Raw genomic sequence first — 14,751 nt, forward strand, 5'->3', positions numbered from 1 at the left:
CGATGAATAATGATACTCTCAATGTTATAGAACTATTTGCAGGTGTCGGAGGATTTCGGGTAGGCTTAGAGCGGGCTAATCGGAATCTTTTTAAGGTTGGTTGGGCAAATCAATGGGAACCATCTAAAAAGGCCCAAGAGGCATTTGAATGTTATACAAGAAATTTTCAAGATGGCGAACATGTTAACAAAGATATTGCGACTGTCCCGGATGAAGAATTTCAAGGTTTGACAGCCGATTTAATTGTGGGAGGTTTTCCTTGTCAAGACTATTCTGTCGCTAGATCCCTTTCAGGGGAGAAAGGGATTCAAGGAAAGAAAGGTGTACTCTTTTGGCAAATCGAGAGGGTCATAGAAAAGACACAACCCAAATATGTTCTCTTAGAGAACGTAGACCGTTTACTCAAGTCACCTTCCAAACAAAGGGGAAGAGACTTCGGTGTCATGCTGGGAACCTTCAGAAATTTAGGTTACACTGTTGAATGGCGCGTGATAAACGCAGCTGAATACGGTTTTGCTCAACGAAGAAGACGCGTATTCATCTTTGCTTATAAAAACGGGGTTGCTTTCGATTTAGAACAACAAGAGCTAGAGCCGAAAGAAATTGTGTTCAAACAAGGTTTTTTTGCCAAACCGTTTCCGGTAAAAGAAAACCCTTATAAAAATAGAGAAAATAATGGTGAAATCGCAATCGATAGAGTTGAAATTTCAGATGATTTTTCTCTTGAATTTCATAATGGCGGCATCATGCGAAATGGGGAAATCTACACAGCTCATGTCGAACCAATAGAAATGGCGGCTACACCGTTGAAAAATATTTTAATTCCGGAAAGTGAAGTGGAAGAAAGATACTATCTCACTCCAGAAGTCGAAAAGAAATTCGAATATCTAAGAGGGCCAAAAAAGATTCCTCGTACTTCCGCTGATGGACATACTTATACTTTTTCCGAAGGCGGGATGTCTCCCACAGATGATTTGGACAAGCCGGGCAGGACCATGTTGACCAGTGAAGGCACGAAAAACCGAAGCACGCATATCGTCGAGGTCGATGGAAGAAAGAGATTCCTGACGCCAGTTGAGTGTGAAAGGTTGAATGGCTTCGAAGACAATTGGACTGCCGGCATGACAGATAGAATGAGATATTTTTGTATGGGAAATGCTCTCGTAGTAGGACTCATTGAAATCATGGGAAAAAGGATTGAAGAAATCGAGTCTATAAAATCATCTCAGGAAGAAATACAAATAGAATTGCCAGTATAAGCTGATACAAAAGTATCAGCTTTTTGTATTTTCATGTTAAAATATAGCAAAATATTATTTTTCGAGAGGAGTATCCACCGAATAAATGCTATACAAAACCGAAGAGGAATTATTATTTAAAGCTAAACAAGCAGAAGGGAAAACCTTCGGGGAAATAGACAAAAGCGGGCGCATCAAAAACAAAAAGGCAAAGGGGCAACTCGGTCAAATAATAGAGGAAAGCTTCTTCAATTACCAAATAAATTCTAAAAGTGAAGCAGATTTTGCCAATTTGGAAATAGAACTAAAAGTCACCCCTATCAAAAAGAATAAAAATGGCACTTTGTCGGCCAAGGAAAGATTAGTGCTGAACATAATCAACTATCAAAAAGAAGTACTGACCACATTTGAAACATCTAGTTTTTGGAAAAAAAACAAAAAACCTTTGATTCTTTTTTATGAGTGGATTCCCAAATCGCATAGAGCGGATTACAAGTTGATCAAGGCCCACTTGCTTCAATATCCTGAAGAAGATTTGGAAATCATTAAACAGGATTGGAAAATCATTGTAGGTAAAATTAAAGAAGGGCGGGCCCATGAGTTATCGGAAGCCGATACAAATTACTTGGCGGCCTGTACCAAAGGAGCCAATAAAAATTCGCTTAGAACTCAACCATATAGCGATATCGAAGCAATGCAAAGAGCCTATTCTCTTAAACAAAGCTATATGACAGCATTGGTTCGGAAAGAAATCAAACAAGAGGATTTAGTCCGTTTTGCTAATCCTGAAGAGTTAAGAAAAAAATCCTTGTTTGAATTGCTTTCACAAAGATTTGATCCCTATATCGGAAATACGCTTGAAGATATTGCAAAGGAAAAAGGTTTGCAAATCAATAGTAAATCAAAAAACTTCTTGCAATCTTTTGTCAGTGAACTTTTAGGAATAAGAGGAACTAAACTTAATCAAATTGAAGAATTTGCAAAAGCGAATATTGAAATCAAGACTATTCGTTTAGAACCTGACGGCTTACCTAAAGAGCATATGTCCTTCAGAAACATTGATTTCTATGATTGGGCAACCCAGGATTGGGAAGACAGCTGGTTGAAAAGTTACTTTGAGGAAACAAAATTCCTATTCGTGGTGTTTCATTACAAAGAAACAAAAGCTGAAAACCCAAATCGGCAACTTTACTTTAACGGTGTCACACTTTGGAATATGCCATTTCAGGACATCCATGAATCCTTGCAGGAATTTTGGAAAACTGTACAAAGCAAAATAAAGGACGGCATAGAGCTAAATCCGGTAAATCAAAAAAATCGAATAATCGTTAAAAACAACCTTCCAAAACCCGGTTATAACGGGATTTGTCATATAAGACCAAAAGCAAGGGATGGTAAGGATAAAGTAAAGCTCCCAGATGGACGCTATATAACAAAGCAGGCTTTTTGGTTGGATAGGTTTTACATTGGGAAAATTGTGAAGTGAAGTAAAGTATTACACTTCTTCTAAGTTACCCTCTAATCCATTAAAAAATATATTTTGCACGCTTTTCAGTTAACCGGAAATTGAGACTTCTCCACCTGATTAGTTGGTATGTTAAATAATAGTTTAATAATCTTACTTTTTTGTAAATTTTCAAGGGGTTCCTCGCCTCATTTTTTTCAAATAGTAACTGTGCAAGTAAGACTGTGCGTTTCTTACTTGCACAGCTAATAACAACACTATACCACTAATATAAATTCAACCTTTTCAGCCTTTGGATTGTATCTATATTCCACCAGGTTAACATTACTCCATTCTTCAGAAACGTTATCTCCCCTAAGACCGGTAGTATATTTCCTGGAACCTATGTTTTTAACATGTTCAATCACTTCGTTCGGAAACTTAGATGCAACCAAAAACGATTGTATCATTGAATAATCCCCAAAAGCATATTCATTATTGACCCAGTCGACATATTTTAATAATTGATCGACGTCCTTCATTTCTGCTATATCCTTTTTTAGTTCCGTGACCAAATACTTTGAAACAGTCGGTTTGTAGTTTTCAATATATCTGTAACCAAAAACATCCATTTTATCCATCCAACTTATTGGCTTGAATGGAGAAGCAACAACTTGTCTGGATATATAATCCCACTTTCCGAAGATATCTATTGTTTCTTTATCTTTTCTGGTAAGTTGATTTAGTAATGCTATCTCCAACGTGGTTTCCCTTTTGAAGAGGCCATCCTTTTTTGCCGAACTATTATAATACTCTTGAGGACGAAAATGATATCCTGCTACTTTAGTTATTTTACTTTCAATCTCATTATGTATTATTTCTGTGCGGTTCTGATAAATTTCTTCTAAAGAAGAACCATTTATACTTCTTTCATTTCTTTTTAAGAGAATATCTTTCAAGGCCTGATTCTCTTTATCATCGATTTTAATGAAGGATAATTGCTGAAATGCTCTCAACATTTTGAATGCACTAGGATTAGATTGAAGTACAGCATCCATATCTATTCCATTTTTAAAGAATTTGGGACATGGTTCAAAAGTGCAAACCCATCTCAATTCTTTGTATTTATTTTTAATTTGTCCCCACTTATCACTTGATAAAAGGGCTTGATCACTTATCTGATCAAGTTTGAATCTCTTTGGACTATTGGCTTCAGGAAAATTCAAGAATTTACAATCTCCTTGAATGTTAACCATTTTCCCAATCCCGTAAATTTTTCTTTTGTTAAACAAGTAAATGTTGTCGCCTTCCTTCATAGTTGTAAAGTCTGCAAATGTTTGTTCATTGGGAGGCAAATTGTTATCCGATATTGTTACTAGGGTGGAATAAACACCGTTTTCAGCACACTCTACTAGGGATTCAATTTCATTAAAAGTCATCACATACCCTGCCATTTTGACACCTCAGATTATCGTTTAACATGAACAGAATTTGTACCACAGGAAAAAGGCCCGTAAACCCTCGGTCCTTTTGCCCTAGAAACCTTTTTATTATATGGTAGTTTTTTTCTCTTTTTCTATACCATAATACCTTTTCAAATATGTATCAACCATTATTTCGACTTTCTCTACCGACAACATATCAAGAATCATTGCACCACCAACTACATTTAGATAGTTGGTGTATTGGACAAAATGATCACGCTTTACCGGTATCCCCCCTTCTTTCCATTTTTTCCACATTTTGAGGATACCCTTTTTTGTTTTGAAGTAAAATTACTAGAAAAGAAGATGGTACATCTAGCTAGAAAGTCTTTTTCATAGAAAAATTCTGTCAACCAATAAGGATTTTGTTCTGACTCATCATAAGCCATATATTCTTCCCACCATAACCAAGATAAAATATGAACTTATAAGGATTTTTTTTACCACGCTTAAAAAAAGGCTTTCTTTTGTTGATAAGGACTGTTTGAAATATTGATTAGTAAAAAGCTATAATTTCTTGTTATACTAGAAAAAAGCCAATTACTCCATAAGAAGCAATTGGCTCTATAAATTATGGCTGCACCTCATCATCCATCGCACTCAAATTACTCATTGCCCTCTCCATCTGATGTTGCGTCTCTTCTACCCTCAGTTGTGCTTCAAACAATGGCTCGCTCGATGTTCCGCTGCCGTTGATTGCTCTTCCCCGTGCATCCTGGATTTTTCCTTGAATTTCACGGAGTTGATTTTGGAGTTGTTCAATGGCTTCCAGATCGGCTTTGTTTTTTGCCTGGTTGGCGGCCTGTTCCAATCTTTGAGACACTTCCACTAATTGCTGAATTTCATAATCATTTTGTATAGGCATTCGCTAACCCCCTCTGTATTTTCTACCTGTTAGCTTTTCCAAAATTTCTTACGCCTACTCCGTCTTTTCGCAATAAATTTCAGAATGAGCGTCCCGTGAGCAGGATGATCAAGTTTTTTACAGTCTCTGTGCTACAATGACGTTAACTAACCGAACAGAGGTGTTTCTTTTGAAAATAGAAGTATGGTCCGACTTTGTCTGTCCGTTTTGTTATATTGGCAAGCGACGTTTAGAGATGGCGCTTGAACAATTTCCGCATAAAAACGAGGTTGAGGTGGAGTACAAAAGCTTTGAACTCGATCCAACCGCTCCTAAATATACCGATCAAAGCATTTATGAAGCATTGGCGGCGAAATTCCAGTCCAGTGAAGCGCAAGTTCGTGAAATGAACAAAGGGCTCATTCAGCAGGCTGCCGAAATTGGGCTTACCTACAACTACGATGACATGAAACCGACGAACACCTTCGATGCACATCGCCTGGCGAAGTTCGCCCGGACGCTCGGTAAAGAAAAAGAGCTTACCGAAAACCTGCTGCACGCTTACTTTACCGTTTCTAAGAATGTCGGAGATACGGAGACCTTGGCTGATATTGCAGAAGCAACAGGGTTGGACCGAAATAAGGCATTGGAAGTACTGAATGATGAAGCTGCGTTTGCGGACGAAGTGCGGACTGAGGAGAGAACCGCGCAGCAAATCGGAGTGACAGGCGTGCCGTTCTTTGTGGTGAGTAATAAATATTCCATTTCCGGTGCCCAGCCTTTAGAAACGTTTAAGGGAGCGCTTGAAAAGATTTGGGAAGAAGAAAACCCGAAACCGAAGTTCCAAGATTTGTCCCTTGATGGGGGAAACGGAGCTGTTTGTACGGATGACAGCTGTGCAGCACCATTTGAAGAAACGGACAAATAGAGTTCAAAAGTACTTTGGTTATTCCATTAAGCAGAAAAAATCAACTTCCTAATCGGGAGTTGATTTTTCTTCATTTATGGACTACTCCAATCGAGGGTTTCATTCTTTATCCATTCAAGCAGGATATTGTCCCCTTTAATTTCGAAAAAGCCCCCATTCTTTCCTTCATCCGAATGCCAAATATCCAGTTTCTTTCTCCCTAGAAGGATGGAGGTTTGTTTATAATCTTTTTGGTTGAAAATCAGTGAATAGTGAATATTTTCAGGAGGATCTTCTGTCTTTTTCAGTATCATAGGAGAACTTTCTTCCACGATTTTATCAGTTAGTTTTTCATCAGTTATTTGGACGATTTTTTCGGTCGATTCGTCCTCGATAAAAATTTCCGTCACTTGTTCATCTTCCATTAATTCACCAAGGGAGACGGGTTCTTCCCTGTTCAGAAAAATCCACATGGTAGCCACAATGCCAACTAGAAGAATAGCTGTTACGAACTTTCTCATATTGCCGTCATTCCCTCTGCTTCTCCCAGTCTTCCCTGCTCAATGTCATATTAATTGAATCAATCCATTCCCCTTCAAATTGTAAATCACCTTTGTCGACACTGGCAAAAACAAAGCCTATTTTTTCATAAACCTTCCTGGCTCTCGGATTAAAAGCAAACACGCTTAACGTCAGCTGACTGAGATCGGTATGGGTGAAAACATAGTCGACCATTAACCTGGTCGCTTCGGTGCCAAAGCCGCGGTTTCTCCCTCTTGGACCGATTAAAATCCTGAAGTTCATGCTGTGATCGGCTTCTACATATAAGTTGACCACCACTTCTCCAACCAGGATATTTTCTTCTTTATCTACTATGGCAAGGTCCAGTCGATCTGATTGGTCATTCCGGTTTTGATACCATTGAAGCACCTCTTCCCGGTCAAATCCGGATTCACTTCCCGTTAATTTCAAAACTTCCGGATCCCTTAGACATTCCTCCAAATAGGGAAAATCTTTTTCCACGTAAAAAGGGCGAAGAATGACTTTCTCCCCTGTGATGGTTGGTTTGTTGCTAAAGTCTATCACTCGATTCAACTCCATCAATTTTGTTCTTTTCATCATACCAGATGTCACGTTAGGACAGTTTCCTTTTACAATTCTTTTTCGTCACAAAGTCTTGAATCATCTTTCTCTCTAAAAGACAACTTTCATATTAAGATTACTATACAACAGGGAACTGTATAAACGGAAGGGCTTTCAAACAAATAGCGGAAATCAGGAATGTCCTGCAATAAAAAACGAAACAGTGAAGCAAGAGTCATCGTCTCTTGGCCTCACCGTTTACGTTTCATTCATTGGATAACCATTGTCAAACCATGCGGAAGAGCGCTTCCTCGTCGATAAACTGAACGGGTACCGTCGGAAAACAGGCCTGCAGGTTTCCGGCAAGCAGTTCCATCCCCGGTTTTTCGCTTTCCGCATGCCCGATGACAATCAACGCCTTGTTTTTTCCCTGGCAGATGGCATCCCGGATATACTCCGGAGTCTCCCATTCCGGACCTTCTCCGATAATTGCCAAGTCCAAGTCTTTCGCTTGCATAACGGGAATGACCGAGTCACCGCCTCCACGATAACCAACAAAAATCCCTGCTCGCCTGCACCGCATCGACGTATCTCCCATAAAGCGCACAAAGGGCAGCCGCAACTTTTCCTTTAAATGTGCGGCTAAATCTTTAAGCTGGATGGGAGGAAGATCAACGACGGTACTTGTGGTCAGATGCTCATCCACCGCTTCTTCCCAATCCAATATGCGTACCAGGGCCCTCGTAATCCCATCAGGGCTGTATCGGTGAATCGTGTCATGAAGCCGGTAAATAGCCAGTCTGGATTGTTCCACCAATTGCTTTTTTTGCTGATAAACCGGGTCACTTTCCAACATGCTGATGCTACCTTTGTGCCTGTAAAAGGTACCCTCATGCGTTAGAAGGAGATTGGCCCCTGACTCAATCGTGGTTTGGATGATCCGGTGCGTCGCCATAAATGCTGTCACAATCCCGGTGACCTCTATCTCCGCCTTGCCAAACTCAAGTCTGTCGACTGTATCTTCGATTGGTTCTGCTGTTTTGCTTAGCTGATTGATAACGTTTTGTACGGTTACTGCCAAAGTGCTCACCTCCATTTCACAAGCCGTATACCGTCACCCTTTTAAACCGTGAGTCGCAATCCCTTCCACCAAGTAACGCTGGAAAATCAGGAAAATCAAGAAAACCGGGATTACAGACAGGATGGACATTGCAAACAAATTCCCCCACTGGGTTTCCCCCATGTTGGTCATGAACATGCTCAGTCCAAGCGATACTGTATAAAGCTCTGGGTTGGACAAGTAGATGAGCTGGCCGAAGAAATCGTTCCAGGTCCAATAAAAAGCAAAAATCGACATAGTAACGATTGCCGGTTGTGAAAGCGGCAAGATGACCGAGCGATACAGACGCCACTTACTGCAGCCATCAATCAAGGCCGCTTCGTCCAGCTCTTTTGGAATACCGCGGACAAATTGAACCATCAAGTAGATAAAGAACGGCACGGTGCCGAGAAAACTCGGCAGCATCAAGGGAATAAAGGTATTGACCCAGCCGACTTTATGAAAAATAATGTATTGAGGAATCATGACAACTTGGGCGGGAAGCATCATGGTAGCGAACATGAAACCAATAAAAAAACGTCTCGGTGTAAAATTGAGCCTCGCAAAGGCAAAGCCGGTCAACGTCGAACTGAAGACCGTCCCGATCACCACCACAATCGACACTAAAAACGAATAAAAGAACATCGGTCCAAAGTTCATCGGGGCATCACTGCCGAATCCAGAAAGATAATGTTCAAGTGTCCATGTTTCCGGCCATAAACTCGATGTTGAAAATATTTCTGTGTCCGGCTTGAATGAGGAAAAAAACATCCACAATATCGGATATAGCATAATAAAGGAAACAGCAATCAGCATGAGATGCCGAAGCCCTTTTCTCATGGATTTTCCATTCATGTCTCTAGCACCACCCTATACATCGTAATTAACCCAGTATTTTGACGTTAAAAAGATAAAACCGGAAAACGCTGCAATAATAACTAGTAAAATGATCGATAGTGCAGCGGCATACCCCATGTTGTAATAAGTAAACGCCTGTTGATAGAGATAATAGACATAAAAAAGGGTAGAATTCATCGGCCCTCCGCCCGTTATGATATAAACCTGCGTGAAGACCATGAAGGAAGAAATCGTTCCCATAAGTAAATTGAAAAAGACAATCGGTGACAGCATTGGCAAGGTGACGCTGAAAAAGCTTCTAATCCTTGAAGCCCCGTCAATCTTGGCGGCTTCATATAAGTAACCCGGGATTTGTTTTAAACCGGCTAGGAAAATGACCATTTCGGAACCAAACTGCCATACACTTAATAAGATCAACACCATGATCGCTGTGGAGGGATTTCCGATCCAATTTGGACCCTCTATTCCAAAAATGCCGACAAAAGAGTTGATGGGACCATCCGTTGCAAACAGCTTTTTCCATCCGATCGAAACCCCTACACTCCCTCCAATTAAAGATGGCAAATAAATCAGGGCACGATACAGACCGATTCCCCGCACTTCTTTAAAAAGCAGCAAAGCGATGAGCAGGGATGCGATCAACCTTGCCGGAACAGATAGCACGACATACAGGAGCGTCGCCCGGATGGATCCCCAAAAGTTGGCATCCTGCCATATGTTCGAAAAATTCTCCATTCCCGTCCAGGATGGGGTTGTCAACAAATCGTAGTCCGTAAATGCCAGATAAAAAGTGAACAGCATGGAGCCGATGGTTAGAAACAACATCCCGATCAGCCAGGGTGCCAGAAATCCATAAGCAGTCAGATTCCGTTGAAACGGTGTTTCCAGACTTGCCCGTGTTTTCTGACGGCTCCGTTTTATTCCCAATGTCTTGACTGGTGCCTCCATCAGAAATCCTCCTTTTGACCCGATGCTCGGAATGCCTTGGCATCAGGTCAAATATTAAGTCATTCATTTATCCTTCTGATAACGCTTGATTGACCTCTTGCATAAACTTGTCGGCCGCTTCATTTGGAGTCAGCTTTTTAAATGTCACCTCGTGAGCGATATTCTTCAGGATATCCCCCGTGCTGCTGGAATTTGCAGGGGCTAAGTCGTTCGGCGTTGCGATTTCTTCCACCTTTGCCATGAATTCATTTTGTCGTTGGACGGTATCATCTTCTGTGTTTTCGGCTACCAGTTCCATGTTTTCAGAGTTTGCCGGAATACCGCGGTCGTTTTCGAAAATCTTGGCTACTTCCGGATCATTTTCAAGGAAGTTGATTAACTTCGCGGCAGCCTCAGGATGCTCTGTTTTAGAAGACATGCTCCAAAACATTGCCGCATGCAGAGGATATGGTTTATTATCATTGCCCCATTCAGGGAGGAGGACTCGCTTGATTGGCTTTCCAAGATTCTTTTCAAATTCGCCGCCTGTGCCAAGGAATAACCAATTAAACGCCGTTTTTTCTTCGATGAAAGGACTCGCCGAATGGTCATTATGCTGATAAGCCGCGTTATCCTCGGCACTCGGCACCCCGCCCTTCTCCTGAATATCCAGCCAATATTGGAACCACTCCGTCAGTGTTTCTTTGGAAAGCCCCAGAGATTCTCCGTCAGATGCATAAAGATTTTCTCCTTTGGTCCGTGCAAAGTAATCCAGAAAAGCAGGCTGCTCCATTTCGTTCGGTGTTCCATGAACCCCTGTTTCCTCATAGATTGTCGCACACAACTCAGCAAATTCTTCCCATGTATAATTTTCCTCTGGGATGCTTACGCCTGCTTGTTCCAATATTTCTGGATTGGAAATAAGAAGCTGGGCGTTGACGGAAGTTGTGAGCCCATATAATGTTCCGTCTACCTTCCCTAATTCAACCGTATTATCCGGAATACCCGATGTATCAATATCCGTTTCAGCCAAATCCATTAACTGCCCTTTGTTCACATATTCCATTAAACGTGATCCATCCATTTGCATGACATCAGGTGCGCCCCCTCCCGCTGCTTCTGTCGCCAGCTTTTGCCAGTAACTATCCCATGAGTAGTATTCCATGGTGACATCGATATCCGGATACTTTTCTTCGAACATCTCGATTGCCTGCTTGGTTATTTCCGTTCTGTGCGGGTTACTCCACCAGGAAAATTTTATATTGACGCCCTCATCCCCTGATGCCTCCGATGAACCGTTGCCACATCCCGTCAACACCAATCCGAGCGACACAATCACTGAGACAAAAATTAGGTATTGCTTTTTAATCCTGTTCATATTCACCCTCCTATTTTTTAGAAATCCAAACGTCACGCTTCCAAGCCTCCAAGCAAACTTCTTACCAGCCCATCCCTTTATCTGTCCCATATTCTCGTTTTTTACCACCTCCTAAATTTATGTTAACGCTTTCATAATTGGATATGAAAATTACCACTCGCTTATTAATCGACTATTATAATTAGTATACTAGATTAGGGTCATTCCTCCATTTACTTGGTCAATCAATCGGTTACTCAAACTAATTCCAGCCACATCACTCTCAAGCTAGTATTCCTTTCCTTATTTCAATAAGTAAGTGGGCCATGCCTTCATTGAAAGTATCCAGGATATGCTGTCTTCAATTCTTCTTTTTCAAAGTTGACTAGCTTCAAATGGGTGGACATCTTCTCCTCGGCTCCTTCTTCATCACGTTTCGCAATGCAATCAAAAACTGCTTTATGTTGAGAAACGACCACCTCCCATTCCGGATTGGCAGCAAGACGCAGGACTCTGAGTCGATCGAAGTGAGTATTCATTTGCCGGATCAGATTCCAGGTGTGGATTTTATGGCAACCTTCGAACAACAAGCTGTGGAACGCTTCGTCGAGCTCGAACAGCCGTTGGTAAGATCCTTTTTCCAAACATAAAAGCTGTAGGGCAATATTGGTCTCCACTTGGAATAATTGCTCTGAATCGAAGCTCCTGCAGGCTTCTTTCACGACGGCTTTTTCAATATTTTCGCGTACGAAACGACCTTCTTCCACAAGCGATAAGTCAATCTTCATAATCATCGTCCCACTCTGTGGTATGACACCGAGTAGTTCCTCCTGGGCTAGCCGCTGAAACGCTTCTCTTACAGGTGTCTTGCTGACCTGCAGCCTTTCAGCCATTTCTTTTTCGAAAACTTTCCTGCCCGGCTCGAGCTCTAAATTGACGATTTGCTGTTTGATTCTTTGATAAACATAGTCCCTTACAGAACCTTTGATTTCGGTTTTTGGCGCTATAACCCTCCCTCCTCTCTTGCAGATTAATCATACTAATATGGTAGTTATTATAGAGCTGTTCCTTTCTTTTTTCAATGATTATTTACAATTTTCTGTCAACCGCTTCTTATTTCCTAGTTTTAACACTAAAAAAAACTGCGAAGCAAGGACCAGTCGGTCACTTACATTCGCAGTTTCGTTCCGTTTCCCGATGATAGCTTAAGCCAATTGATTTAAGCTGTCACCATTACCTTACACATATTATTCGAGAACTCAACCGGATCGTCGACCGGCAGTCCTTCGATTAACAGGGCTTGGTTATACAAAATGTTTGTGTAAAGGTTCAGTTTTTCTTTATTGTTGTCAAAAGCATCCTTCAAAATCTCGAAAACCTCATGTGTTGGATTGATCTCCAGTACTTTGTCCGCAGAAATATGCTGGTTGTCCGGCATGGCGTTGATGACTTTTTCCATTTCAATGGAAATTTCACCATCTGCCGTCAAACAGACAGGATGGCTCTTCAAGCGTTTGGACACACGCACTTGTTTGATTTTCCCGTTCAGCTGTTCTTTCATATAATCGAACAGTTCTTGATGTTCTTTTTCGTCGACTTCTGTCTTTTCTTCCTCATCCTCTAATCCAAGATCATTGCTGGAAACAGATTTGAATTCTTTTTCTTCATAGCTTGCCAGCATGCGGATGGCGAATTCGTCGATTTCTTCGGTGAAGTAAAGAATTTCATATCCTTTGTCAGCTACAAGCTCTGTTTGAGGCAGCTTGTCGATGCGGTCGATCGATTCTCCTGTCGCATAATAAATATACTTTTGATCCTCTGGCATTCTCGAAACATATTCAGCCAAAGTGACGAGCTTTTTCTCCTTCGAAGAATAGAACAATAGCAGGTCTTTCAGTACATCTTTATTGGTGCCGAATTCGTTATAAACGCCAAACTTAATCTGTCTGCCGAAGGCATTATAAAATTTCTCATACTGCTCCCGGTCATCCTTTTGCAGGCTAAGAAGCTGGGATTTGATTTTTTTGTTGATGTTTTTAGCGATCAGCTTCAGTTGTCTGTCATGCTGCAGCATTTCCCGGGAGATGTTCAGGGAAAGATCTTCGGAGTCTACCAGCCCTTTTACGAAACTGAAGTGATCAGGAATCAGGTCGGCACATTTTTCCATGATCAATACTCCATTGGAATAAAGCTCCAGCCCTTTTTGATACTCTTGTGTATAGTAATCGAACGGACGGCTTTCCGGAATGAATAGCATCGCATTGTAACGGATGGTACCATCCACACTCAAATGAATGTGCTTTAGCGGCTTATCAAATCCATAACGCTTTTCCCGGTAGAAGTTCTCGTAATCTTCATCGCTTAGCTCGTTTTTATTCTTTTTCCAGATCGGCACCATGCTGTTGATGGTTTCTTCTTCTTTATATTCAACATACTCTTCGCCGTCTTCTTCTTTCTTGCTCTTGGTTACATCCATTTTGATCGGATAGCGGATGAAGTCCGAATACTTTTTGACGATTTCTTTTAAGCGGTATTCTTCCAAGAATTCATCATAGTTTTCATCTTCTGTGTTCTCTTGTAGCTTCAAGGTAATCACAGTACCGGTGGATTCTTTTTCCACCGGTTCAATGGTATAGCCATCGGAGCCTTTTGACTCCCATTTGAAGGCTTCGTCACTGCCAAGTGCCTTACTCGTAACAGTCACCACATCGGCAACCATGAATGCTGCATAAAATCCTACTCCGAACTGGCCGATAATATCGTGTCCGTCTTTTACTTCGTTTTCGTTTTTGAAGTTCAATGAGCCGCTCTTCGCAATGGTTCCCAGGTTTTTCTCCAGTTCTTCCTGGGTCATGCCGATTCCGGTATCGATAATCGTTAAGGTGCGAGCATCCTTGTCCGGCTCAATCTTTATGTAGTAATCGCTTGGGTTAAAAGTGAGATTTTCATCGGTCAGTGCCTTGTAATAAATTTTATCGATAGCGTCGCTGGCGTTGGAAATCAACTCCCGCAGAAACACTTCACGCTGTGAGTAGATAGAGTTAATCATTAAGTCTAGCAACCGTTTGGATTCGGCCTTGAATTTTCTTTTTCCCATTTCTACAGCCCCTTTTGGATGAAATTTTTGGTCTATATTCATTTATTTTAGCACTCGACGCATCAGAGTGCTAACGCCTAACAAATAAATATCACATCTCCTAAAAGGTGTCAATATTTGTGAGGTTCATTCATCATGAATTTTTATTAGCACTAGATTAGAGAAGCTTATATTATATAGAACATAAGCAACAGTCCTTGGGCAGATAGAAAAAAGGCACCTACAAGAGATGCCTTTTACTTTTTTCTATAAACTTTTTCCTTGTTTTATCATTTAACCTACTATTAATACTTGGCCGATCTGGATTGCATTTGGATTGCTGATATTGTTCCACTCCTGTATCTGTGCTACGGTTACTCCGAATTTCACAGCAATCGAACTCAGGTTGTCTCCCGACTGCACGGTATAGGTGC

The 14,751-nt window shown here is 41.1% G+C and carries 14 protein-coding genes and 1 pseudogene; 3 read left to right on the forward strand and 12 right to left on the reverse strand.

Annotated features, from left to right (window positions below; all coding sequences use genetic code 11):
• The first annotated feature begins 2 nt into the window (after positions 1-2).
• Entirely contained in the window at positions 3-1,259 is a 1,257-nt protein-coding gene (gene dcm / locus BLR82_RS16095; RefSeq protein ID WP_074600575.1) for a DNA (cytosine-5-)-methyltransferase, read from the forward strand.
• Between the two features lie 85 nt (positions 1,260-1,344).
• Positions 1,345-2,724 (forward strand): Sau3AI family type II restriction endonuclease, encoded by a 1,380-nt coding sequence (locus tag BLR82_RS16100; protein WP_074600502.1) that lies wholly within the window; start codon positions 1,345-1,347, stop codon positions 2,722-2,724.
• 236 nt (positions 2,725-2,960) lie between these two features.
• Here the strand turns inward: BLR82_RS16100 and BLR82_RS16105 are convergent, their stop codons facing one another.
• The 3 genes from BLR82_RS16105 to BLR82_RS16115 form a co-directional block, all read right to left on the reverse strand.
• Complete coding sequence (locus BLR82_RS16105) at positions 2,961-4,121, reverse strand: PDDEXK family nuclease (RefSeq protein WP_217629897.1); 1,161 nt, start codon at positions 4,119-4,121, stop codon at positions 2,961-2,963.
• A gap of 111 nt (positions 4,122-4,232) precedes the next feature.
• Positions 4,233-4,424 (reverse strand): hypothetical protein, encoded by a 192-nt coding sequence (locus BLR82_RS21635; RefSeq protein WP_245693844.1) that lies wholly within the window; start codon positions 4,422-4,424, stop codon positions 4,233-4,235.
• 313 nt (positions 4,425-4,737) lie between these two features.
• Positions 4,738-5,031 (reverse strand): hypothetical protein, encoded by a 294-nt coding sequence (locus BLR82_RS16115; RefSeq protein ID WP_074600503.1) that lies wholly within the window; start codon positions 5,029-5,031, stop codon positions 4,738-4,740.
• A gap of 169 nt (positions 5,032-5,200) precedes the next feature.
• Between BLR82_RS16115 and BLR82_RS16120 the strand changes: the two genes are divergently transcribed.
• A complete protein-coding gene (locus BLR82_RS16120; protein WP_074600577.1) occupies positions 5,201-5,938 on the forward strand; it encodes a DsbA family oxidoreductase in 738 nt (245 codons plus the stop codon).
• Positions 5,939-6,012: 74 nt separating this feature from the next.
• Here BLR82_RS16120 and BLR82_RS16125 read toward each other — a convergent pair whose 3' ends face one another.
• The 9 genes and pseudogenes from BLR82_RS16125 to BLR82_RS16165 form a co-directional block, all read right to left on the reverse strand.
• Positions 6,013-6,438 carry a hypothetical protein gene (locus tag BLR82_RS16125; protein WP_074600504.1) on the reverse strand — a complete coding sequence of 142 codons (426 nt, stop codon included), beginning with the start codon at positions 6,436-6,438 and terminating at the stop codon, positions 6,013-6,015.
• Between the two features lie 7 nt (positions 6,439-6,445).
• On the reverse strand, positions 6,446-7,039 hold the full coding sequence (locus BLR82_RS16130; protein ID WP_245693845.1) for a GNAT family N-acetyltransferase: 594 nt from the start codon (positions 7,037-7,039) through the stop codon (positions 6,446-6,448).
• Between the two features lie 247 nt (positions 7,040-7,286).
• A complete protein-coding gene (locus BLR82_RS16135; RefSeq protein ID WP_074600505.1) occupies positions 7,287-8,081 on the reverse strand; it encodes a Nif3-like dinuclear metal center hexameric protein in 795 nt (264 codons plus the stop codon).
• Positions 8,082-8,114: 33 nt separating this feature from the next.
• Positions 8,115-8,954, reverse strand: coding sequence for a carbohydrate ABC transporter permease (locus BLR82_RS16140; RefSeq protein ID WP_074600506.1), 840 nt, complete (start codon positions 8,952-8,954; stop codon positions 8,115-8,117).
• 15 nt (positions 8,955-8,969) lie between these two features.
• On the reverse strand, positions 8,970-9,905 hold the full coding sequence (locus BLR82_RS16145; RefSeq protein WP_083334905.1) for a carbohydrate ABC transporter permease: 936 nt from the start codon (positions 9,903-9,905) through the stop codon (positions 8,970-8,972).
• A 67-nt stretch (positions 9,906-9,972) separates the two neighbouring features.
• On the reverse strand, positions 9,973-11,262 hold the full coding sequence (locus tag BLR82_RS16150) for an ABC transporter substrate-binding protein (protein ID WP_074600507.1): 1,290 nt from the start codon (positions 11,260-11,262) through the stop codon (positions 9,973-9,975).
• A gap of 311 nt (positions 11,263-11,573) precedes the next feature.
• Positions 11,574-12,248, reverse strand: a complete 675-nt coding sequence (locus BLR82_RS16155; RefSeq protein WP_074600508.1) for a GntR family transcriptional regulator — start codon at positions 12,246-12,248, stop codon at positions 11,574-11,576.
• Positions 12,249-12,460: 212 nt separating this feature from the next.
• Positions 12,461-14,338: a molecular chaperone HtpG gene (htpG, locus tag BLR82_RS16160; protein ID WP_074600509.1), complete on the reverse strand. Its 1,878-nt coding sequence runs from the start codon at positions 14,336-14,338 to the stop codon at positions 12,461-12,463.
• A gap of 279 nt (positions 14,339-14,617) precedes the next feature.
• Positions 14,618-14,751 (reverse strand): annotated as a pseudogene (locus BLR82_RS16165) (LysM peptidoglycan-binding domain-containing protein); the annotation flags it as partial.

The sequence above is a fragment of the Sediminibacillus halophilus genome (assembly GCF_900103695.1).
GTDB classification, from domain to species: domain Bacteria; phylum Bacillota; class Bacilli; order Bacillales; family Amphibacillaceae; genus Sediminibacillus; species Sediminibacillus halophilus.